The 21582-nt window shown below is 38.1% G+C and carries 21 protein-coding genes; 18 read left to right on the top strand and 3 right to left on the bottom strand.

The window, feature by feature from the left end; all coding sequences use genetic code 11:
* Positions 1–16 precede the first annotated feature (16 nt).
* The 5 genes from ftsH (at position 17) to ABVM50_RS07135 (ending at position 4543) form a co-directional block, all read left to right on the top strand.
* Positions 17–2074, top strand: a complete 2058-nt coding sequence (gene ftsH, locus ABVM50_RS07155; protein WP_405200560.1) for an ATP-dependent zinc metalloprotease FtsH — start codon at positions 17–19, stop codon at positions 2072–2074.
* A gap of 94 nt (positions 2075–2168) precedes the next feature.
* Positions 2169–2780 (top strand): LUD domain-containing protein, encoded by a 612-nt coding sequence (locus tag ABVM50_RS07150; protein WP_141876955.1) that lies wholly within the window; start codon positions 2169–2171, stop codon positions 2778–2780.
* A 3-nt stretch (positions 2781–2783) separates the two neighbouring features.
* Positions 2784–3620, top strand: a complete 837-nt coding sequence (locus ABVM50_RS07145) for a phosphatidate cytidylyltransferase (RefSeq protein ID WP_141876954.1) — start codon at positions 2784–2786, stop codon at positions 3618–3620.
* Complete coding sequence (locus tag ABVM50_RS07140; RefSeq protein WP_405200559.1) at positions 3610–4266, top strand: phosphatidylserine decarboxylase family protein; 657 nt, start codon at positions 3610–3612, stop codon at positions 4264–4266. The genes ABVM50_RS07145 and ABVM50_RS07140 overlap by 11 nt, the downstream gene beginning before the upstream one ends.
* Before the next feature lie 22 nt (positions 4267–4288).
* Complete coding sequence (locus ABVM50_RS07135; RefSeq protein ID WP_260443369.1) at positions 4289–4543, top strand: acyl-CoA-binding protein; 255 nt, start codon at positions 4289–4291, stop codon at positions 4541–4543.
* A 62-nt stretch (positions 4544–4605) separates the two neighbouring features.
* Here the strand turns inward: ABVM50_RS07135 and ABVM50_RS07130 are convergent, their stop codons facing one another.
* The gene (locus ABVM50_RS07130; protein WP_405200558.1) at positions 4606–7236 is read right to left on the bottom strand and encodes a valine--tRNA ligase; all 2631 of its coding nucleotides are present in this window, start codon (positions 7234–7236) and stop codon (positions 4606–4608) included.
* 134 nt (positions 7237–7370) lie between these two features.
* On the opposite strand from ABVM50_RS07130, the gene ABVM50_RS07125 reads away from it, so the two are divergent.
* The 3 genes from ABVM50_RS07125 (at position 7371) to murB (ending at position 10120) form a co-directional block, all read left to right on the top strand.
* Complete coding sequence (locus ABVM50_RS07125) at positions 7371–7757, top strand: DUF1573 domain-containing protein (RefSeq protein ID WP_405200557.1); 387 nt, start codon at positions 7371–7373, stop codon at positions 7755–7757.
* A 150-nt stretch (positions 7758–7907) separates the two neighbouring features.
* A complete protein-coding gene (locus ABVM50_RS07120; protein WP_405200556.1) occupies positions 7908–9104 on the top strand; it encodes a pyridoxal phosphate-dependent aminotransferase in 1197 nt (398 codons plus the stop codon).
* The gene (gene murB, locus ABVM50_RS07115) at positions 9104–10120 is read left to right on the top strand and encodes a UDP-N-acetylmuramate dehydrogenase (RefSeq protein WP_405200555.1); all 1017 of its coding nucleotides are present in this window, start codon (positions 9104–9106) and stop codon (positions 10118–10120) included. Before ABVM50_RS07120 ends, murB begins: the two co-directional genes overlap by 1 nt.
* Positions 10121–10168: 48 nt before the next feature.
* Here the strand turns inward: murB and ABVM50_RS07110 are convergent, their stop codons facing one another.
* Complete coding sequence (locus ABVM50_RS07110) at positions 10169–10789, bottom strand: fasciclin domain-containing protein (RefSeq protein WP_295178843.1); 621 nt, start codon at positions 10787–10789, stop codon at positions 10169–10171.
* Between the two features lie 166 nt (positions 10790–10955).
* Here ABVM50_RS07110 and ABVM50_RS07105 point away from each other — a divergent pair, with 166 nt between their 5' ends.
* The 6 genes from ABVM50_RS07105 to ABVM50_RS07080 all read left to right on the top strand — a co-directional run bounded on the left by ABVM50_RS07105 (position 10956) and on the right by ABVM50_RS07080 (position 17078).
* Entirely contained in the window at positions 10956–11162 is a 207-nt protein-coding gene (locus ABVM50_RS07105) for a membrane or secreted protein (protein WP_405200554.1), read from the top strand.
* A 5-nt stretch (positions 11163–11167) separates the two neighbouring features.
* Complete coding sequence (locus ABVM50_RS07100; RefSeq protein ID WP_405200553.1) at positions 11168–12268, top strand: glycosyltransferase; 1101 nt, start codon at positions 11168–11170, stop codon at positions 12266–12268.
* The gene (locus ABVM50_RS07095) at positions 12259–12828 is read left to right on the top strand and encodes an RNA polymerase sigma factor (RefSeq protein WP_405200552.1); all 570 of its coding nucleotides are present in this window, start codon (positions 12259–12261) and stop codon (positions 12826–12828) included. Before ABVM50_RS07100 ends, ABVM50_RS07095 begins: the two co-directional genes overlap by 10 nt.
* Positions 12829–12906: 78 nt before the next feature.
* Entirely contained in the window at positions 12907–13788 is an 882-nt protein-coding gene (gene lipA / locus ABVM50_RS07090; RefSeq protein WP_405200551.1) for a lipoyl synthase, read from the top strand.
* Between the two features lie 9 nt (positions 13789–13797).
* Complete coding sequence (gap, locus tag ABVM50_RS07085) at positions 13798–14805, top strand: type I glyceraldehyde-3-phosphate dehydrogenase (protein ID WP_405200550.1); 1008 nt, start codon at positions 13798–13800, stop codon at positions 14803–14805.
* Between the two features lie 44 nt (positions 14806–14849).
* The gene (locus ABVM50_RS07080; RefSeq protein ID WP_405200549.1) at positions 14850–17078 is read left to right on the top strand and encodes a response regulator; all 2229 of its coding nucleotides are present in this window, start codon (positions 14850–14852) and stop codon (positions 17076–17078) included.
* A 105-nt stretch (positions 17079–17183) separates the two neighbouring features.
* Here ABVM50_RS07080 and lpxK read toward each other — a convergent pair whose 3' ends face one another.
* Positions 17184–18188 (bottom strand): tetraacyldisaccharide 4'-kinase, encoded by a 1005-nt coding sequence (lpxK, locus tag ABVM50_RS07075; RefSeq protein ID WP_405200548.1) that lies wholly within the window; start codon positions 18186–18188, stop codon positions 17184–17186.
* Between the two features lie 88 nt (positions 18189–18276).
* Here lpxK and ABVM50_RS07070 point away from each other — a divergent pair, with 88 nt between their 5' ends.
* From ABVM50_RS07070 to msrA, 4 genes are all read left to right on the top strand, one after another.
* The gene (locus ABVM50_RS07070; protein ID WP_405200547.1) at positions 18277–19371 is read left to right on the top strand and encodes a Nif3-like dinuclear metal center hexameric protein; all 1095 of its coding nucleotides are present in this window, start codon (positions 18277–18279) and stop codon (positions 19369–19371) included.
* A 1-nt stretch (position 19372) separates the two neighbouring features.
* Positions 19373–20152: a zinc ribbon domain-containing protein gene (locus tag ABVM50_RS07065; RefSeq protein ID WP_141876938.1), complete on the top strand. Its 780-nt coding sequence runs from the start codon at positions 19373–19375 to the stop codon at positions 20150–20152.
* Positions 20153–20335: 183 nt separating this feature from the next.
* The gene (locus tag ABVM50_RS07060) at positions 20336–20914 is read left to right on the top strand and encodes a hypothetical protein (RefSeq protein ID WP_405200546.1); all 579 of its coding nucleotides are present in this window, start codon (positions 20336–20338) and stop codon (positions 20912–20914) included.
* A 1-nt stretch (position 20915) separates the two neighbouring features.
* Positions 20916–21578 (top strand): peptide-methionine (S)-S-oxide reductase MsrA, encoded by a 663-nt coding sequence (msrA, locus tag ABVM50_RS07055; RefSeq protein ID WP_405200545.1) that lies wholly within the window; start codon positions 20916–20918, stop codon positions 21576–21578.
* Positions 21579–21582: the final 4 nt, after the last annotated feature.

Raw genomic sequence — 21582 nt, 5'->3', positions numbered from 1 at the left:
TTTTTAGCAAGACATAATGGCGAATCAAAAAGCGAAGAAAAAACTCGATCCCAGAAAACCTAAATTCAGTGCTTACTGGATTTATGCTGCGATCATTATAATATTTCTTGGTCTCAATTTGTTCGGGAACGGTGGCTTCTCTGAACCTGCAAAAACAAACCCAGCAGAATTTAAAGAATATCTTAAAAACGGTGATGTAGAAAGAGTTGAGATCATCAACCGTAATCAAGCACACGTGTTTCTTACTCAGGAAGCAAAAGAGAAAGAAATACACAAGAAAAACATTGATCCGGACCTGTTTTCAAGCGGGGATTCTCCGGTTTACTCATTTCAATTTGGTGATCTTCAGAATTTTGAAGACGATATCGATGAAATCAAAAATGAGAATAATTTAGCAACGGTCGTTACTTACGATACGAGCAGTGACATTCTGGGCGATCTTTTCCTTACTCTCCTTCCATTCATCTTAATCATTGGTGTATGGATATTTATCATGAGAAAGATGAGCGCTGGAGGTGGCGGCGGAGCTGGTGGACAGATCTTCAATATAGGAAAGTCCAAGGCAAAATTATTCGATCAGAACACAGACGTTAAAACTTCTTTTAAAGATGTTGCAGGTCTTGAAGGTGCCAAGGAAGAAGTACAGGAAATTGTAGATTTTCTTAAGCAACCAGAGAAATATACTGCTCTAGGAGGTAAGATTCCAAAAGGAGCTTTATTAGTAGGACCTCCTGGTACAGGAAAGACTTTATTAGCAAAAGCCGTTGCCGGTGAAGCTAAAGTTCCTTTCTTTTCTTTATCTGGTTCAGATTTCGTAGAAATGTTCGTAGGTGTTGGTGCTTCCAGAGTACGTGACCTATTCAAACAGGCTAAAGAAAAGTCTCCATCTATCATATTTATAGATGAGATCGATGCTATAGGTAGAGCAAGAGGTAAAAGCAATTTCTCCGGTTCTAATGACGAAAGAGAAAACACTTTGAACCAGTTGTTAACTGAAATGGATGGTTTTGGAACGAATACAAATGTGATAGTCATCGCTGCAACCAACCGCGCAGATGTTCTTGACAAAGCATTAATGCGTGCAGGTAGATTTGACAGACAAATCTATGTGGACCTTCCAGATCTAAACGAGAGAAAAGAAATATTCGAAGTTCATTTAGCTCCTTTAAAAAGAGTTGCAGATGAACTTGACACTGAATTTTTAGCTAAGCAAACCCCTGGATTCTCTGGAGCAGATATTGCGAATGTTTGTAACGAAGCGGCATTGATCGCTGCTCGTAAAGGAAACAAAGCAGTAGGTAAACAGGATTTTCTGGATGCTGTTGATAGAATCGTTGGTGGTTTAGAGAAAAAGAATAAAATCATCACTCCTAGTGAGAAGAAAGCTATTGCATTCCACGAAGCTGGTCACGCAACAGTGAGCTGGATGTTAGAACATGCTGCCCCGCTGGTTAAAGTTACTATCGTCCCCCGTGGACAATCTCTTGGAGCTGCATGGTATTTACCGGAAGAACGTTTAATCGTTCGTCCAGAGCAAATGTTAGATGAAATGTGTGCCGCTCTTGGTGGTCGTGCCGCAGAGAAAGTTATTTTCAACAAGATATCTACCGGAGCACTTAGTGATCTTGAAAAAGTTACAAAACAAGCGAGAGCGATGGTAACCATTTACGGTTTAAATGATGCTGTTGGAAACCTTACCTATTACGATAGTTCAGGACAGGGTGAATACAACTTCACTAAGCCTTACAGTGAGAAAACTTCAGAATTAATCGATAAGGAAATTTCAAATCTTATTGAAGAGCAATATAAACGTGCGCTTGACCTTCTAGAACTTCATAAGGACAAGCTTTCTCAACTGGCTGATATTCTTCTTGACAAGGAAGTTATCTTTAAGGATGATCTTGAAAAGATCTTCGGAAAAAGACCTTACGAAAGAGAAGAACCAATTGGAAAACCGGTTAAAGAGACGAATACACTTCCAGAAGGGAACGATGTTTCAAATGAAACTATTACCTCCAATGATTCAGCTTCCAAACCGAATGATCACCTCGATCAGGATTCGGTTAATAAGTAGTGTAGAACTATAGCTAAAAAATCTGAAATTAAACAAGGGTTAATTTCAGATTTTTTAACTTTGATAAAATGTCTAAGAATCAGAACCCAACCCCATGAATCTATTCAAAAGGTTTCTTAATCCCAAGGCGAGAGCAGAGCAGGATCAGGACACGCCTGAGAAAGCAGACCGCGGGAAATATATGCCAGAGGTAAAATTACCTACTGATGAGCGCTTCATGCTCAATTTTAAAAATAACGGGGGAAAATTCTTATACTGCATTGATGAAGCTGAAGTACAGGAAGCTTTCGACAATATTCTTCTTGAAAACGACTGGTATGAAACAGAATGCTGTTGCTTTGATGATAACCTGAAAGAAAAGTTCAAAGGTTTTAACCTTGAATTTAATCATTCAGCAAAAGCAGAATTCTATCTTTCAACTTGCGAATTTCTAGTTGCCAACGATGGTTCAATTCTAATATCATCCAATCAGATCAAGGAAAGAAAACTCCATGACCTTCCTGCTAATTTCATCATCCTTTCCAGTACAAGTCAGTTAATTGACACTATTGGAGAAGGTCTAAGAGGTATCAAATTTAAAAACAAGCAGCAAATCCCTTCAAATATTACTACTATAAAGAATTTTGAAACTCAAAAAGAAGGTGATTTCATGAGTTACGGAAGTAGTACGAAGAACTTATACTTGCTACTGCTGGAAGATCTGTAATTTATGAAGGAAACCATTATACGTACTGTATCAGGACTATTGTATACAGCCATTCTGGTTGCTTCGATACTCTCTTCAGAATTAATATTTATAATTCTTTTTTATCTATTGAGCCTGGTTTGCCTGGTCGAGATGCAAAAACTGCTCCGACTCAAAAGCTACGCTCTATTTATTTTACAGGCGGTACTGTTCTACCTGTTTAGTTTCCTTAAATTTAACCAGGATGCCACTGTAATGTTGCTTTTCATTACAATTTTCGTGAACCTGTTTCTGGTCAAGGATCTTATTATCGTTAAAAAAATTCCTGTCTTCGAAAAGAAGAAGTACATCATTATTATATTTTATCTTATTTCCTCTACGATCTTCCTCACTCTCATTCCTACGATAGAAGGAGTATTTATTCCGAAGCTGGTTATAGGAATATTCTTTTTGATATGGACCAATGATACTTTCGCATATCTTGTAGGTAAAAACTTCGGAAAACATAAGCTTTACGAAAAGATTAGTCCGAATAAGACAGTTGAAGGATTCCTTGGTGGACTCGTATTTAGTTGCCTGATGAGTTACGCAATCTGGTATTACAGTCCATTATTTCCTACTACTCTATCAGACTTCAGTAAATTCAATACACCGCTAATATGGTTAGGAATGGCGATCATATTGAGTATTTTCGGAACATTAGGAGATTTGATACAGTCGAAATTTAAGAGACAGGCGGGCGTAAAAGATAGCGGAAAACTAATGCCAGGACATGGCGGATTGTTTGACAGGCTGGATAGTATTATATTTGCAAGCCCATTCGTCTATGCATATTTATATATATTGAATTATGTTTCATAAAGAAGGATACAAAATAATGATACTTACTGCGCTGATCCTTATTGCGATCAACGTTGTAACTTACAGCTTAATTGACCTTTACTGGTTGAAATTCGCCATACTAGTAGCCTCAGTACTTTTCTTTTTATTGATCGTTCAGTTCTTCAGAAATCCAAAGAGACCTACCATCCACAATAATGAACATGTAGTTTCTCCTGTAGATGGGAAAGTAGTGGTGATCGAAGAAGTTTTTGAAAAGGAATACTTTAAAGATAAAAGATTACAGGTTTCGATTTTCATGTCGCCATTAAACGTACATGTTACCCGTCACCCGGTTGGCGGAAAAGTGAAATTCAGTAAATACCATCCTGGTAAATTTCTTGTCGCGTGGCATCCTAAATCCAGTGAAGAAAACGAAAGAACTACTGTCGTTGTAGAAAATGAAGTTGCCGGTGAAGTTTTATACAGACAAATCGCGGGAGCACTTGCAAAACGTATCGTGAATTATGCCGAGGAAGGAACTGAAGTAGTTCAGGGAAGTGATAGTGGCTTTATAAAGTTTGGTAGCCGCGTAGATGTATTCTTACCTATTGGGACCAAGGTCAAGGTCGGAATTAATGACAAAGTAAAAGGCGGCGTAAGCGTAATTGCTGATGTTGTATCATAACCACACGATGGCAGAGGAAAACATGAAATTTCTTAAAGCCTATGAAATGGCCAGTAAGACTGAGGAACAGTTTCCTCCAGATGTCATGCTGCATTTCTACGCACTCTACAAGCGAGCTACCGAAAGGAATGGTTTCTATATTCCACCGGGCAATCAGGGCGATCTGAGAAGCGCTTTTAAGATTAATGCTCTGGTACAGGTGAGAAAACTTAGCAAACAGGAAGCAGAAGAAAAATATATAGAACTAGTTGAAGAATATATAGGTAAGATCAACTAGCATCAAACAAAAAAAAAGAGGATCATTAGATCCTCTTTTTTTTTGAATAAATTTTATAATATCTAGCTCAGGTTTTTAAGACTGGCTTTTAAAGCTTCGATTTTAGCTTCTGCGTCTGCTTTTTTGGTCTTTTCTATAGCCACCACTTTTTCAGGAGCATTGTCTACAAATCTTTTATTGGATAATTTCTTATCTACAGATTTCAGGAAACCTTCAGTATAAGTTAATTCCTCCTGGATCTTGGCCTTTTCAGCATCTACATCGATCGCTCCAACTATAGGAATATAATACTCGTTGCTTCGCACTCTAAAGGACAAAGCACCTTCAGTAGCTTCAGTCACGTAATTATAAGTAGAGATATTACCCATTTTTGAAATCACAGAATCAAAACTATTGCTGGTATTCTCATTATTCATAGCCATCAATTCTATCTGATTCTTAAAGGCAATATTCTTGTCCTTTCTAATCTTTCTTACTCCTGTAATTACTTCGGAAGCATGTGCAAACTCCTTGATGATCGTTTCATCAAATGAAATTTGTTCCGGCCATTTTGCAATGATCAATGCTTCTTCTGAATTTCTTTCAGTAATGGTTTGCCAGATCTCTTCAGAAACAAATGGCATGAAAGGATGAAGAATTTTTAAGTTATCCTCAAGGATTTCAATGATCTGATTGTAAGTAACCGCATCGATTGGATCCCCGTATCCAGGTTTCACCATTTCAAGGAACCAGCTACAGTAATCATCCCATATCAACTTATAGGTGGACATAAGCGCATCACTTATTCTGTATTTAGAATAATGGTCTTCGATCTCTCTAAGACTAAGCTGAAATTTCGCTTTATACCACTCGATCGCTTTCTTCGCAGTTTCCGGTTGCTCGATCTCTTCTGAAATCTCCCAGCCTTTTACTAGTCTAAAGGCATTCCAAATTTTATTTGTAAAGGCACTACCCTGCTTGCAAAGATCTTCATCGAACATAAGGTCATTCCCGGCAGGAGAACTCAAAAGCATTCCCACACGAACACCGTCTGCTCCATATTGCTCGATCAAACCAAGTGGATCAGGTGAGTTACCTAGAGATTTAGACATCTTACGACGCTGCTTATCCCGAACTATCCCGGTAAGGTATACGTTCTTAAAAGGTTTTTCTCCACGGTATTCATAACCTGCCATGATCATACGTGCCACCCAGAAAAATAAAATTTCAGGAGCTGTTACCAGGTCATTGGTAGGATAGTAGTATTGTATCTCTTTGTTTTCCGGTTCCAGGATTCCGTTAAAGACGCTCATTGGCCATAACCATGATGAGAACCATGTATCCAAGGCATCTTTATCCTGAGTAAGATCTTCAGCTTGGAGAGATTCATTCTGAGTAACTTTCCTGGCTTTCTTCAATGCCAGTTCAGCAGTTTCGGCTACCACAAAATCTTCTTTTCCATTTCCGTAGAAAAAAGCAGGAATTTGCTGTCCCCACCATAACTGACGGGAGATATTCCAGTCCCGAACGTTCTCCATCCAGTGCTTGTAAGTGTTTAAAAACTTTTCCGGCACCAGGTTTATATCGTCTCCTACTACAGCTTTGATAGCAGGTTCTGCCATCTCTTTCATTTTCAGAAACCATTGATCGCTAAGTTTCGGTTCGATCACGGCACCTGTTCTTTCACTGGTTCCCACTTTATTAACGTGATCTTCCACTTTTGAAAGATTACCAGAAAGTTCCAGTTCCTCTACAATCTCTGCACGAACAACGAAACGATCCTTTCCCTCATAATGTAAACCATAATTGTTAAGGGTTGCATCATCATTCAGAATATCGATAACATCTAGATTATGCTTTTCACCCAGGTTCTTATCGTTCTCATCATGAGCCGGAGTAACTTTTAAACAACCGGTCCCAAATTCCATGTCTACATATTCATCCTCGATAATAGGAATAGTTCGATTGCAAATTGGCACGATCGCTTTTTTACCTCGAAGATGAGCAAAACGCTCGTCATTCGGATTAATACAAATGGCGGTATCTCCAAGAATGGTTTCCGGCCTTGTCGTAGCAATGGTAAGATAATCATCACTACCTTCTACTTTATATTTTAGGTAGAAGAGCTTTCCATTACGCTCTTCATAGTTCACTTCTTCGTCTGAAAGTGTTGTTTTTGCCTGAGGATCCCAATTCACCATACGGTAACCACGGTAAATGAGACCTTTCTCATATAGATCTACAAAAACTTTAATGACTGAAGCAGACATGTTATCGTCCATCGTAAACTTTGTACGCTCCCAGTCACAGGAGGCACCAAGATGTTTTAATTGCTGCAGGATGATCCCACCATGCTTATGAGTCCAGTCCCAGGCATGTTGTAGAAATTCGTCACGGCTTAGGTCATTCTTATCAATACCTTCCTCCTTCAATTTCGCTACAACTTTAGCCTCTGTAGCGATGGAAGCATGATCTGTTCCCGGCACCCAACAGGCATTATAGCCCTTCAATCTCGCTCTACGCACCAGCACGTCCTGAATGGTATTGTTCAGCATGTGTCCCATATGAAGAACTCCCGTAACATTGGGTGGCGGGATCACTATCGTATAAGGTTCGCGCTCGTCTACTTCAGAGTGAAAGTAGTTATTCTTCATCCAGTAGTCATACCACTTATCCTCTACTTTTTTCGCATTGTATTGTGAAGCAATTGCCATTTCTTGGTCTGGTTTTTGAAATAATGGCAAAAGTAATTATTAATGAAGGATTATGAAAGCTGCTGAAATGATTAAAATTTTGAGAGTTAAGGCATTTCAGCGTATATTTACTAATCCGATTAAATAACTGAATTATGAGAAAATTGATTGCAATCGTAGTTTTCGTACTGGCAGGATTTGCTACTACCCAGGCGCAAAACTCGGCTAAGTTCGAGTTCGAGTCTGAAACGATCGACTATGGCATTATAAAAAAAGGTAGCGACGGAGTGCGTGTCTTCAAATTTAAAAATATTGGAGATGAACCACTTATCGTTGAGGATGTAAAATCCAGCTGTGGCTGTACGATTCCTAAAAAACCAGAAAAGGCTATAATGCCTGGTGAAATGGGTGAAATAGAAGTGAAGTATGACACTAAAAGAGTTGGACATATCAGGAAAACTGTTACGGTTTATTCTAATGCCGAAGAACCTATAAAAGCCTTGAAGATAAAAGGTCAGATAACAGATGACACAGAGAGTTAAGCGTTACCTCTGAAAATGAATACCTAAGCCTCCTGTACTGGAGGCTTTTTTAATGCTGAAATTTAACTGCTAAAGCAGAATAATTCAGGATTGTTTATTCTTGATTCAGGCTTTATTTTTGCAATTTTGCAAACCTATAAAAGAACTATCATGCCAAAGATTTCAAATAAAGGGCAGCAAATGCCCGAATCACCTATAAGAAAATTAGTCCCTTATGCTGAAGCAGCTGCTGCAAAGGGTAAAGTTATATACCAGTTAAATATTGGCCAGCCTGATATTAAAACTCCTGAGGTAGCACTTAATGCCGTGAAAAATCATGACATTGAAGTACTGTCTTACAGTCATTCTGCTGGGTTCGAGAGTTATCGTGAAAAGCTCGCTTCCTATTACAAAAATACCTCTCTTCCTGTTGAAAAGCAGGACATCATCATTACCACCGGAGGATCTGAAGCGCTTCTATTTACAATGGGGAGCATTACAGATCAGGGTGATGAAGTAATCATTCCAGAACCATTTTATGCAAACTATAATGGCTTTGCAACAGCTTCAGGAGTAACAATTAAACCAATTCAGTCTAAAATTGAAGATGGTTTTGCATTACCTCCTATTTCAGAATTTGAAAAACTGATCACTGAGAAAACTAAAGCTATACTTATTTGTAATCCTGGCAATCCAACAGGATACCTGTATACAAAAGAAGAAATTCAACAACTTGCCGATCTTGCGCTAAAACATGACCTGTTTATTGTTTCAGACGAGGTTTATCGTGAATTTGCTTACGATGGTGTAAAACATCATTCTATTATGAGCATTCCTGAGCTGGCGAACCATGCGATCATGGTAGATTCGGTTTCAAAAAGATATAGCATGTGTGGAGCACGAATTGGTTGCCTGGTATCCAAAAATACCGAAGTAATTGCGACCGCCATGAAATTTGCACAGGCAAGACTAAGCCCGCCTACTTTCGCTCAAATTGCAAGTGAAGCTGCACTGGATACGCCACAGAGCTATTTCGACGAGGTGATCGAGCAATATACTTTTAGAAGAGATCTTCTTGTAAAAGGTTTGGAAAAAATTGACGGTGTTAAGGTTGCAAATCCAAAAGGTGCTTTTTATTGTATCGCCGAGCTTCCTATCGATAATGCAGATGATTTTGCAAAATGGTTACTGGAAGATTTTGAAGATGACAATGAAACCATCATGGTAGCACCAGCAGCAGGATTCTACTCTACTCCTAATACCGGACTGAACCAGGTTAGAATCGCGTATGTATTGAAAAAAGAAAATCTTGAGCGTGCGCTGGTAATTCTTGAAAAAGCATTAAAACAGTACAACAACAAAGCTTAATGCAGGTTATTCGTAACTTTTCACTGAAGGATCACAACAGTTTCGGGATCAATGTTCGGGCAGATAAATTTGTATCGGTTTCAAGCATCGACGATCTGAGACGTCTTCTAAAAAAAAGTTATTCTTCTGAATTATTTATTCTTGGTGGCGGCAGCAACATGCTCCTTACTCAGGATCTTCATAAGACGGTAGTTCATATTGCCCTGAAGGGTATCAAAGTAGTTTCAGAAGATGATAGTGAAGTTATTCTGGAAGTTGCTGCAGGAGAAAACTGGCATGAATTAGTTCTTTATACCATAGAAAAAGGATTCGGAGGATTAGAGAATCTATCTCTTATTCCCGGCAACGTAGGCACCTCTCCTATCCAGAACATTGGCGCATATGGAGTTGAACTTAAAGACAGCTTTGTAAGTTGTCATGCGATGAATATTCAAACCCTTGAAGAGAAAGAGTTCACTCGTAAAGATTGCAATTTTGGTTATCGAAATTCAGTTTTTAAAAATGAATTAAAAGGTATTTATATTATTACCTCTGTTCGTTTTAAACTATCCAAAAAAGATCACTATTTAAATCTGGATTATGGCGCAATTCGTAATGAACTGGAGAAATCTGGAGTTGAAAACCCTGGAATCAGGGATATTTCGAATGCAGTTATCGCTATTAGAAGATCAAAATTACCCGATCCGAAGGAAATTGGAAATAGTGGTAGTTTCTTTAAGAATCCTGTGATCACCAAAGATCAATTTGAAGAATTAAAGCGGGAACACCCTGAAATTCCTTCTTATCATGTATCTGAAGATGAAATAAAAATCCCAGCCGGCTGGCTAATTGATCAATCGGGACTGAAAGGTTACCGCAATGGAGATGCAGGGGTTCATAAGAATCAGGCATTGGTCCTGGTTAACTATGGTGAGGCTACAGGAGAGGAAATTTTAATGCTCGCTAAAATGATTCAGGATAAGGTTTCTCAGAAGTTTGGAGTTCCCCTTGAAGCTGAAGTCAATATTATTCAATAAAAAAAGGAGCGCAAATGCGCTCCTTTTTCTTTATAATTCGTTACCGAATTATGCTTTCTTCATCACTACTGCGTCGATGATGTGTACAACTCCGTTAGAAGCATCAACATCAGCCTGTACTACAGTCGCTTTGTTTCCATTTTCATCAGTAAGGATTACATTCTCACCTTCTAAAGATGCTGTAAGCTCTCCTCCACCAACAGTAGAAACTGCATAAGTTCCGTCATTATCTTGGATCATTTTTACAAGATCTGCAGCCATAACTTCTCCTTCAACTACATGGTATTTCAAAACACCAGCTAGTTTATCTTTATTCTCTTCCATCATCAGGCTTTCTAGTGTTGCCTGATCTACTTTAGAGAATGCAGCGTTGTTAGGTGCGAATACAGTAAAAGGACCTTCTTCTGTTTTCATCATTTCTGCTAAATCAGCAGCTTGTAGAGCAGATACTAGTGTACTTAAAGTATCGGTAGCCATAGCTTTTGCTGCGATGCTGTTGGACTGCATTTCCTGCATTTCCTTCTCAGCTTGCATTTCAGCCTCTCTTTCTTCGGCTTCCATTTGCTCCATTTTCTCTTTTTCTTCCTGCTCTTTTTTATTACCATCTTCACAAGAAGTGAAAACGACTGCTGAAAGTGCAAGAGTTGTAAATAACATTTTAAATTTCATATTGTAGTTTTTTTCGTGGTTAACGCTGCAAGATATCTCTGAATTAACTGATAGCGCTACTTATTCGATTAAAGTTTAGTTAAATATTGTAAACGATATACTAATGATACGACCAATTTTCAGTTGCCTGTTTTTATTATTATTTTTGCAACAGAATCCAAAGTCTATGAAACTATTTATAATCAGTTTAGTCCTGCTAGGTCTTGCATTTGCAGGAATTGCAATTAAAATCTGGGGTAAAAAAGATGGAAAGTTCGCTGGTACCTGCGCGAGCCAGAATCCATACCTTAATAAATCTGGTGAACCATGTAGTTTTTGTGGAAAGTTACCAGATGAAATTGAAAATTGTTCAGATACTGCCAAGACTACTTAGATTAAATGGAGATAATATTATTTGGCCTGTTTATACTCACCGGTATAATCAATATCCTCTATAACCTAAGTTTTTTTTCATTTACATCTGCTTCTTCGGAAAAGTCACAAGCTTTAAATCTTCCCGTTTCAGTAATTGTTTGCGCAAAGAATGAAGAAGAGAACCTTCAGAACTTTATACCAGGAATTCTAGAGCAGAATCATTCGAATTTTGAACTTATCCTTATTAATGATGCTTCCGCAGATAATAGTCTGGAAGTAATGGAACATTTTCAGAATATAGATCCAAGAGTAAAAATTGTAAATGTGCAGAATATCGAAGCATTCTGGGCAAATAAAAAATATGCGCTTACACTGGGTATTAAAAAAGCTTTGAACAAATACTTATTATTTACAGATGCCGATTGTGTTCCTCAGTCGAAGGATTGGATCACAGAGATGACAAATCATTTTACAACCAAGGAAATCGTTCTTGGATATGGTGGCTACTTCAAACAAAAGAAATCACTGCTGAATAAGTTAATTAGGTTCGAAACACTATTAACAGCCATTCAGTATTTCAGTTATGCAAAATTAGGGATACCATATATGGGCGTTGGGCGAAATCTCGCTTATACATCTGAGAGATTTTATGAATTGAAAGGCTTTGCGAGTCACCTACACATAAAATCTGGCGATGACGATTTATTCGTTAATGAAGCTGCGAATGATGAAAATACCGCCATCTGTTTTTCTGAAAGTTCAATCACACGAAGTGTTCCCAAAAAAAGTTTTTCAGAATGGACAAAACAGAAACGCAGACACGTTTCTACTGCTAAACAATACCAACAGAAACACCGGGTTCTGCTTGGCGTATATTACTCGGCAAGATTACTTTTCTGGCTACTTTTTATTCTACTTTCAGTCCTTCAGATCTACCCTATTGCTGTTCTATCGATTCTGGTCATAAAATTGATCTTCGACGGAATTGTCTATTATAATGCTGCGGAAAAGCTAGATGAAAAGGACGTGATCTGGTTCTATCCATTTTTTGATATATTTTTAATATTTTTCCAATTAGCTATATTTAGCTCCAATCTCATTTCAAAACCAGGACAGTGGAAGTAAATCCCAATCAGCTCTCTGAGAAAATCAGTGATGCCAAGAAAGGAAGTCAGTCGGCATTCAATTACCTGGTAGACAGGTTTTGGGGAGATGTTTATGGTTTTCAGCTTAAAAAGACCCAGAATGAGTATGAAGCTGAAGATATTACGATTCAAACATTTTCTAAAGCTTTTAATCGCATAGAGACTTTTGATGATAATTATTCCTTTGCCACCTGGCTTATTGCGATCTCCAAGAATATCCATATAGACCAAATAAGGAAGAAAAAAGCTTCTATTAGATCTAAAACTTCCATGCAGGATGAGGATCAGGTCTACCAGATCGCAGATGATACGCCGGGAATTGAGGATAAGCTTATTAAGGAACAAAATCTAGAGCAATTACTTTTTGATATTAAGCAATTGAAACCTCATTACCAGGAAGTCATCAATCTTAGATTCTTTCAGGAGAAATCATATAGAGAAATCGCAGAATTCCTGGACGAACCTATGAATAATATTAAGGTAAAACTGCTGCGCGCCAAGAAGTTACTTGCCGCTATTATTGAAAGCCGAAAGAGCTAAGTAAGGATTAGAATCGGCAGGAGTCTAATTTATGCAGTTCAGCTTATTATTGTATCTTTGAAACAGAGATTTATTGCTATGAATACAGACGTTGCTCCAGTAAAAACCAAAACACAAAGAACTCCAAAACCAAAGTGGTTACGAGTGAAACTTCCTACCGGTAAGAAATATACCGAATTGAGAAGCCTGGTTGATAAATACGATCTACATACTATTTGCACCTCTGGTAGTTGCCCGAATATGGGTGAATGCTGGAGTGAAGGGACCGCTACTTTTATGATCCTTGGGAATGTATGCACGAGATCCTGTGGATTCTGCGGTGTGAAAACCGGCCGACCAGAAACTGTAGACTGGGATGAACCTGAAAAGGTTGCCAGATCCATTAAGATCATGGGAATTAAGCATGCGGTAGTAACCAGCGTGGACCGTGATGATCTTAAGGATATGGGTTCAATTATCTGGGCAGAGACTGTCAAAGCGATTCGAAGAATGAATCCTGAAACTACACTTGAAACATTGATTCCTGATTTTCAGGGAAACGAACGTAACATAGATCGTATAATCGAAGTTAGCCCTGAAGTGGTTTCCCACAACATGGAAACCGTAAAGCGTCTTACCAGAGAAGTACGTATACAAGCCAAATACGACCGAAGCCTTGCAGTTCTGAAATATCTTAAGGAGAATGGAATTCGTAGAACCAAGTCTGGAATTATGCTTGGACTTGGCGAAAAGGAAGAAGAAGTTTTTCAGACGCTTAGAGATCTACGCGGTGCAGGTGTTGATGTAGTGACTATTGGACAGTATCTTCAACCCAGTAAGAAACATTTACCAGTTAAGCAATTTATCACCCCAGATCAATTCAAGCGTTACGAAGAATACGGTCTCGAATTAGGTTTTAGACATGTTGAAAGTAGTGCCCTGGTAAGATCTTCTTATAAGGCTCAAAAACATATAAACTAAGGAGTCTACATGGCGGGTCCTGTAAAAATTGCCATTAACGGCTTTGGCCGGATTGGTAGAAACCTTTTCAGACTTTTACTAAGTCATCCCGAGATAGAGGTTGTTGCCATTAATGATGTTCATGATGCCGGCAGTCTCGCACATCTGCTCAGGTATGATAGCATCCACGGAAGAATATTCAATGATATTTCTGCGGGCGACAGTGAAATAATTGTTGACGGTCGCTCTATTCCTTTGCTGAATTTCGAAAAACCCGCGGATATTTCTTGGGATAGTTTTGGAGTGGAAATGGTAGTGGAATGCAGCGGAAAATTTAAAACTACTGAAGCTCTGCTACCTCATCTGAAAGCTGGAGTAAAAAAGGTGATACTCTCAGTTCCACCACAGGACGATGATATTAAGATGATCGTAATTGGGGTAAACGAACATATACTTACGGGTGATGAGAAAATCATCTCGAATGCTTCCTGTACGACGAATAATTCAGCTCCCATGCTCAAGGTGATCCATGATCACTTAAAAGTTACTCAAGCCTATATAACAACTGTTCACTCCTATACTTCAGACCAGAGCTTACATGATAAACCTCATAAGGATCTTAGGAGAAGTCGGGCAGCCGCTCAATCTATCATTCCAACTACCACCGGTGCAGCTAAAGCATTAACAGGAATCTTTCCTGAACTGAGTGAAGTTATTGGAGGATGCGGAATTCGAGTTCCGGTTCCTAACGGATCTCTTACCGACATGACGCTGAATGTCAAAAAATCAACGAGCATCGAAGAGGTGAACCAACTTTTCAAGACTGCAGCAGAAAATGAGATGTCGGGAATTCTAGAGTACACTGAAGATCCAATAGTTTCTGTAGATATTCTTGACAATAAATACAGCTGCATTTTTGACGCTGGAATGACTTCAGTCATAGATGGTACGCTAATAAAATTGATTGGATGGTATGATAATGAAATTGGATACTCTAATCGTCTTATCGATTTAATTTCACTTCTTAACGATAAATAGCTATATTTAACAACTTATTAAAGCTGCTAGCTATTTTTCCATAAATGAAAAACTTCAAGCGTTTCATCCTTTTAGTATGTTGCTTCGCCATCTTCGGATTTCAGGAATCCAGGATCGATGTAGAAAACCCAAAACCGGAACAGATCAAAGAACTGTTGAATGATGCCGAGGTTTCTATCAATACTATGAATTTTGATAAAGCCCAGGAACAGTTGGATCTATCTCTGAAATTGTCTAAACGTATAGACGCTAAGAATTATATAGCACTTAGCAGTACGATTCTCAGTCGTATGTATCATGTGAGGCATGAATACGACAAAGCTATAACACAGCTTGATAGGGCGATGTCTATCCAGAGAGAGATCAATGATGATGCAGGCCTTAATTATTCTTATGTGTTGTATTCCAAAATACTTACATCCAAAAGAGAATTTGATCGAGCCCTAAACTACCTGGGGTTGGCAGAAAAATACTATACTCAGCAAGACAATCGGGAACAATTAGGAATCATTGCACTAAATAGAGCAATCATTTATTTCAACGATGAGCAAAATAAACCAAGAGCTCTGGCCGAATTAAGAAATGCAGAAATTTATCTTGGTGATTCGAATAATGAATATGAAAAAACCCGGTTAAACTATTTCCTCGCTCGCGCGTTTCAAAACGACGGAAATTATGAACGAGCAGAGCAGTCAGCTAAAAAATCGCTTGAAATATCCAAGGCAGCAGGTTATACTGGTATGATCATGTATAGTTATAATTTGCTAAGTGAAATTGCCCAGGAAAGAGGGAACTATGCCAGCGCACTCGAATTACTTCAACAGGGTAACAAGATAAGAGAAACTATTTTCGATGTTAACAAGGAAGCTCTTGCTACTGAAGCAAATGCCAGACTTGGTAATTCTGCTTTGAAATCAACGGTAGATCAGCTAACGGCCCAGCAGGCGGAAAATGAAAGAACTCTAAAAGTTAATAAGCTAACTACGATACTTAGTGTAGCTCTTATTACAATTCTCTCGCTGCTCACGTTGAGTTTATATAAAAATAACAATCTTCGTGCTAGAGCCAACGAGTTGCTTCAGAAGAAAAATTCTGAATTGATCCTGGCTAAGGAAAATGCAGAAAAAGCTTCAATGGCTAAAGCTCAGTTCCTGACCACCATTACTCATGAACTTAGAACACCCTTGTATGCCGTAACTGGCTTGACACACTTACTGTTAGAAGAAAGCCCTACGGAGAACCAGAAGGAGCATCTAAATTCTTTAAAGTTTTCAGGCGAATACCTACTATCCCTTATCAATAACATTTTAGACCTAAATAAACTCGAAGCAAATAAGGTAGAGATTGTTAAAACCAATTTTGATCTCGAAAAGCGTATTTCAGATGTATTGATTGCTTTAAAGAATTCTGCAGACGACAGGAATACGAAATTACATTTCTCCTATGACCAGGACATCCCGGCTAAACTGATTGGGGATCCGCTAAAGGTCTCGCAAATTCTTATAAACTTAATTGGAAACTCAATTAAATTTACTGAAAATGGAGATATCTGGATTGCGGTAAATAAAACCCGTCAGGATGGAAAGTTCGTTTCCCTTCTGTTTGAAATAAAGGATAATGGTGAAGGAATTGGAAAAGAGAAACAAAAGGCGATTTTCGAAAACTTTACACAAGGTTCTACACAAATCAACAGAAAATTTGGAGGTACGGGGCTTGGTTTATCCATTGTCAAAAACCTTCTAAGTCTTCTTAATTCTGAAATTAAACTGGAGAGCGATCTTGGGAAAGGATCTACTTTCACTTTTGAATTGCAATTTGAAGCCGAAACGCTGGAGACGAAACCTGTTGAACCAAACGCGACATCTAAAGATATTGTTCTTACCAACGATATTATGAAGGATAAAAATATTCTTATTGTTGAGGATAATAAGATCAATCAAATGATCACACGGAAAATTTTGGAGAAAAACAAAGTAATCTGTGATGTGGCCGACAATGGTACTATTGCGATCGAGAAAGTTCAGAGCAATGAATTTGATCTAATTCTTATGGATATTCATATGCCTGGAATCTCAGGAATAGAAGCTACGATAGAAATTAGAAAATTCAATCCTGATATTCCAATCATTGCATTGACCGCTGTAACTCTTGATGATAATCTGGACGAATTTTACATGAACGGTTTTAATGATATTATCCCCAAACCTTATAAGACCGAAGAGTTCTTCCACAAGATCAACAAGTATCTATCCGCCAGAGAAACAACAGTTTAAAGAAAATGGCACAGCCTTTGTAAAGAATATGCTAGTAGAATTATATTGAAGATAACAAACACATATAATTTGAATTAGCCGAGATAAAATGAGGTGCTTCGCACCTCATTTTTTTTGTGCGTAACTCAAAATTAGTTCATCAAACTTTTCAGTACCAGAAATTATTTTGGTTTGAATTGGTAAATAATAAAGCTTACCGGCAAGTTTAGTTCCTTTTAGACGCATGTAATCTTTTTCTGTGGTAAGTATCCTTTCAAAAGTGTTTAGCTTCTCAATTTCCTCTTTGGAGAAATTATGATGATCTGAAAACTTAAAATGCTTCAGTTCAATATTCATTTCAGCCAGGTATGAAATCATTGGAAAAGGATTGGCAATTCCCGTAACCAGCACGAAATCTTTTAGTTCAATATCTTTCAATAGCATACGCTCTTTCTCTGTGTATATAATTTCAGAATAAATGATACTACTGAAGAAAACCGGACCTTTAAAATATGCCTTGATCTTTGATCGAATTTCATCCTGTTCAGTTTTACCAAGATCCTGCGGACATTTAGTTACCACCACCACATTTGCTCTAAGGGCACCGTGTCTTGACTCTCGGAGATTTCCAGCCGGCAGTACAAAGTCTTCTGTGAACAGGTCACTATAAGAAGTAAGTAGAATATAAAATCCCGCCTCAACTTTTCGATGTTGAAAAGCATCATCCAGCAAAATAAGATTGGAACCGGACTCCTTTAACCTGTTGATACCTTCCACCCTATTTGCATCTACAGCTACCGTGATCTCCGGAAATTTACTTTTAAATTGAAGAGGCTCATCCCCGCTTTTACTAGCAGCGTCATTGGTTTCCACTACCTGAAACCCTGAACTCTCACGTTTATAACCTCTGCTTAAGGTCGCTAGTTTAGCATCCTTTGAAAGCAGATCGATCAGATATTCGATCATTGGAGATTTTCCGGTGCCTCCCATATTTAAATTCCCAACTGCGATTACAGGAACATCAAATTTCATGGAATTAAAAATTCCCTGATCGTATAATTGATTCCGAACTCCAGTCACAGTTTTGTAGACTATGGAAAATGGGAAAAGCAATTTTCTGGGATTCGGCATAAACGCTTAATATAATTATCTTTGAGTCTGAAGTCTGAGAATTATGCAAACAATTCTTTTTAAAGGCTTCAGGCAAAATTATCAAAATATGCTTATTAAAGAAGTAATTAATAATATAGAAGAATTTGCACCGCTCAATTATGCTGAAGATTTCGACAACGTAGGTTTGCTGGTAGGCAACGCTTCCGAAGAAGTTAAAGGAGCACTTATCACTTTAGATACTCTGGAGGCTACCGTAGATGAAGCCATTGCTAAAAACTGCAACCTGATCATAAGCTTTCATCCAATCATATTTTCAGGCTTAAAAAAACTGACCGGCAAAAATTATGTGGAGCGTACCGTTCTTAAAGCAATTAAGAATGATATCGCGATTTATGCGATCCACACTGCTTTAGACAATCAGCACAAAGGTGTTAACGATATGATTGCTGAAAAGCTTGGACTGGTGAATAGGCAGATCCTGATTCCTCGAAGCGATAGTATCAAAAAACTGCAAACCTATGTTCCGGTTTCCGATGCGGCTAAGGTGAGAGAAGCTTTATTCCAGGCGGGTGCGGGTAATATTGGAAATTACGAGAATTGCAGTTTTAATGTTCAGGGCTCCGGAAGCTTCAAAGGAAACGAGGATTCGAATCCCGTAGTTGGTGAAAAAGGTACAATTCATTTTGAGGATGAGATACAAATTGGGATTACCTATAAGAAACACCTCGAATCCAAGATATTGAAGGCTTTGTTTCAAAGTCATCCTTACGAGGAAGTCGCCTATGAGATTCATAGTCTTGAAAATAGGAATCAGCAGCTAGGAATGGGAATGATTGGGGAACTAGAAACTCCTGTAGACGGGAAAAGCTTCTTAACTCAAATTCAGGAAACATTTAATAGCAAAGGAATTCGTCATTCTAAAATACTTAAAACACCTATTAAAAAAGTTGCTGTTTTGGGAGGTAGCGGAGCCTTTGCCATCGAAAATGCAAAGAATGCTGGTGCAGATATATTTATCACAGCAGATTTAAAATATCATGATTACTATAAAGCCGAGCAAAAGATGGTCGTCGCAGATATCGGACACTATGAAAGTGAACAGTTTACAAAAAATTTACTATATTCTTTTCTTAGCAAAAAAATTAGTAGTTTTGCACTTATTTTAGCAGACACAAATACCAATCCAATACATTACTTATAATATGGCGAAAAAAAACGATGTTACTGTAGAAGAGAAGTTAAGATCACTGTACGATCTTCAATTGGTGGATTCACGAATTGATGAGATTAGAAATGTACGTGGAGAACTTCCTCTTGAAGTTGAAGATCTTGAAGATGAAGTAGCAGGTTTGAACAGACGCCTGGAAAAACTGGATGCGGATATCGAAGTGATTGATAATGATATCAAGAACAAGAAGAACCAGATAGAGGAGTCTAAGACGACAATCAAAAAATATTCTGAGCAACAAAAGAATGTTCGTAATAACCGTGAATTCAATGCTTTAAGCAAAGAAGTTGAATTCCAGGAACTTGAAATAGAGCTTTCAGAAAAGCATATTAATGAGTACAAGGTCAAGATCGAGCAGAAAAAAGAAGTTATTACTCAAACTAAAGAGAAATTAGCTGAAAGAGAAGCTCACCTTAAGCATAAGAAAAGTGAACTTGACGAAATTCTTAAGGAAACTGAGAAAGAAGAGCAAGCACTAATTGACAAGTCTAAGGAATACGAAAAGAACATTGAAGACAGGCTTGTTACTGCTTACAAAAGAATTCGTACAAACGTAAAGAATGGTTTAGCAGTGGTTCCTGTAGAAAGAGGAGCATCTGGAGGATCTTTCTTCACTATTCCACCACAGGTGATCATGGAAATTGCTGGTCGTAAAAAGATCATTACAGATGAACACAGTGGTAGAATTCTGGTAGATGAAGAACTAGCTAAAGAAGAGCAGGAAAAAATGGAATCTATGTTCAAGAAGTTCTAATACTTCTTAATATATACTTTAAACTGCCTGGAGAATAACAGTAAGATCTTAGGATCTGAAGCAAAAGTTTTTCAGGCGGTTTTTTTATACCTGATTTTTAAGCCACTCTCCTATTCACACGGGCTCTGGGATTAACATTCATTTTACAAATTTCGGTGAATTATAGTCTAACTTTAACCCGTTATGAAACTACTCACTGCATTTAAAACCTGTATCATGTGTCTGGCTATGCTGACTATGACAGGTTGTAAGGATTCTGAAAAAGAAAATAAGGCAGAAGATACCATTACTACTCAGAAAACCGGTTTTAAAAATTTGAACGAACAAAGTTCAGATCAATCTGAAGAAGCTATTACCACGGACACTACATCTACAGCAGAGGAAAAGAACACAGACTACTCTGGAACTTATACGAACCTCGCGTTTGCGGAAGAAAGTAACTGCGAATGCTACTGCCTGGAAATCGAAGCAGGAGAAAGTTCAGAACTCTGCCTTAAGCCCGGTGAATTATATATGGAAGCCGACTTTAGAAAAGTAGGTGACGAAATTCACGTTTTCTACAAAGGAGCTTCAGTAAAAAGTAAACAGAATGAAATTCCATGGAGTGAGCTTGATACTGGCACAGCGGTTGCAACATTTAGCAAAGTAGATGCAAACGAATACAAACTTGACTGGAAAGGTTTTCAAATCGACGGTAAGACTGCCGTGGAATATGCATTGTTAGGCAAGAAAACTCTAGAAGGAACTTATAAACTCAAATAACATGAAGCTATTAATTATTAATTTCATAAGCCTCGTACTTCTGGCTTGTGGAAATCAAAACACGCAGCAATCGGTTACTAAACCTGAGATTGCAAATGCTACTCCGGTAGAAGTTGAGATGCAGAATGGGATGAAAAAGGCATATTTCGCTAGCGGTTGTTTCTGGTGCGTGGAAGCTATCTATGAAAGTATTGAAGGCGTGGATGAAGTGATAAGCGGTTACGCTGGCGGACATACCAAGAATCCAACCTATGAAGAAAGCAATACTGGAAGAACAGGTCATGCAGAAGCAGTAGAAGTGATTTATGATCCAGAAGTTGTAGATTTCAAAACATTGGTTCAAGTGTTCTTTGGTTCTCAAAACCCAACACAGGTGAATGGACAGGGACCGGATAATGGGTCACAATATCGTTCGATCGTATTCTTTCAAACAGAAGAACAGAAAAATATTATAAACGAAGTGAAGACTGAAGTTGCTAAAGACTACCAGAAACCACTTGCCGCAGAAATTCTGCCTTTTCAGAAATTCTGGGTAGCTGAAGATTACCATCAAAATTACGAGGCAAATAATCCTCAAAATCCATACATTCAGAATGTATCGATTCCAAGACTGAATCGATTTAAGGAGAAGTTTCCAGACATTCTTAAAGAGGATGCACATTAAAAAA

The sequence above is a fragment of the Christiangramia sp. LLG6405-1 genome (assembly GCF_045055805.1).
Taxonomy (GTDB): domain Bacteria; phylum Bacteroidota; class Bacteroidia; order Flavobacteriales; family Flavobacteriaceae; genus Christiangramia.
This window is presented reverse-complemented; position numbering and strand designations above follow the sequence as displayed.

Bases quoted from the DNA above. Each gene is read 5' to 3' on its own strand.
- msrA (WP_405200545.1), top strand. From the start codon at position 20,916: ATGAAGCTATTAATTATTAATTTCATAAGCCTCGTACTTCTGGCTTGT.
- gap (WP_405200550.1), top strand. From the start codon at position 13,798: ATGGCGGGTCCTGTAAAAATTGCCATTAACGGCTTTGGCCGGATTGGT.
- ABVM50_RS07070 (WP_405200547.1), top strand. From the start codon at position 18,277: ATGCTTATTAAAGAAGTAATTAATAATATAGAAGAATTTGCACCGCTC.
- ABVM50_RS07080 (WP_405200549.1), top strand. From the start codon at position 14,850: ATGAAAAACTTCAAGCGTTTCATCCTTTTAGTATGTTGCTTCGCCATC.
- ABVM50_RS07065 (WP_141876938.1), top strand. From the start codon at position 19,373: ATGGCGAAAAAAAACGATGTTACTGTAGAAGAGAAGTTAAGATCACTG.
- lipA (WP_405200551.1), top strand. From the start codon at position 12,907: ATGAATACAGACGTTGCTCCAGTAAAAACCAAAACACAAAGAACTCCA.
- ABVM50_RS07140 (WP_405200559.1), top strand. From the start codon at position 3,610: ATGTTTCATAAAGAAGGATACAAAATAATGATACTTACTGCGCTGATC.
- ABVM50_RS07125 (WP_405200557.1), top strand. From the start codon at position 7,371: ATGAGAAAATTGATTGCAATCGTAGTTTTCGTACTGGCAGGATTTGCT.
- ABVM50_RS07100 (WP_405200553.1), top strand. From the start codon at position 11,168: ATGGAGATAATATTATTTGGCCTGTTTATACTCACCGGTATAATCAAT.
- ABVM50_RS07135 (WP_260443369.1), top strand. From the start codon at position 4,289: ATGAAATTTCTTAAAGCCTATGAAATGGCCAGTAAGACTGAGGAACAG.
- murB (WP_405200555.1), top strand. From the start codon at position 9,104: ATGCAGGTTATTCGTAACTTTTCACTGAAGGATCACAACAGTTTCGGG.
- ABVM50_RS07145 (WP_141876954.1), top strand. From the start codon at position 2,784: ATGAAGGAAACCATTATACGTACTGTATCAGGACTATTGTATACAGCC.
- ABVM50_RS07120 (WP_405200556.1), top strand. From the start codon at position 7,908: ATGCCAAAGATTTCAAATAAAGGGCAGCAAATGCCCGAATCACCTATA.
- lpxK (WP_405200548.1), bottom strand. From the start codon at position 18,188: ATGCCGAATCCCAGAAAATTGCTTTTCCCATTTTCCATAGTCTACAAA.
- ABVM50_RS07110 (WP_295178843.1), bottom strand. From the start codon at position 10,789: ATGAAATTTAAAATGTTATTTACAACTCTTGCACTTTCAGCAGTCGTT.
- ABVM50_RS07130 (WP_405200558.1), bottom strand. From the start codon at position 7,236: ATGGCAATTGCTTCACAATACAATGCGAAAAAAGTAGAGGATAAGTGG.
- ftsH (WP_405200560.1), top strand. From the start codon at position 17: ATGGCGAATCAAAAAGCGAAGAAAAAACTCGATCCCAGAAAACCTAAA.
- ABVM50_RS07150 (WP_141876955.1), top strand. From the start codon at position 2,169: ATGAATCTATTCAAAAGGTTTCTTAATCCCAAGGCGAGAGCAGAGCAG.
- ABVM50_RS07060 (WP_405200546.1), top strand. From the start codon at position 20,336: ATGAAACTACTCACTGCATTTAAAACCTGTATCATGTGTCTGGCTATG.
- ABVM50_RS07105 (WP_405200554.1), top strand. From the start codon at position 10,956: ATGAAACTATTTATAATCAGTTTAGTCCTGCTAGGTCTTGCATTTGCA.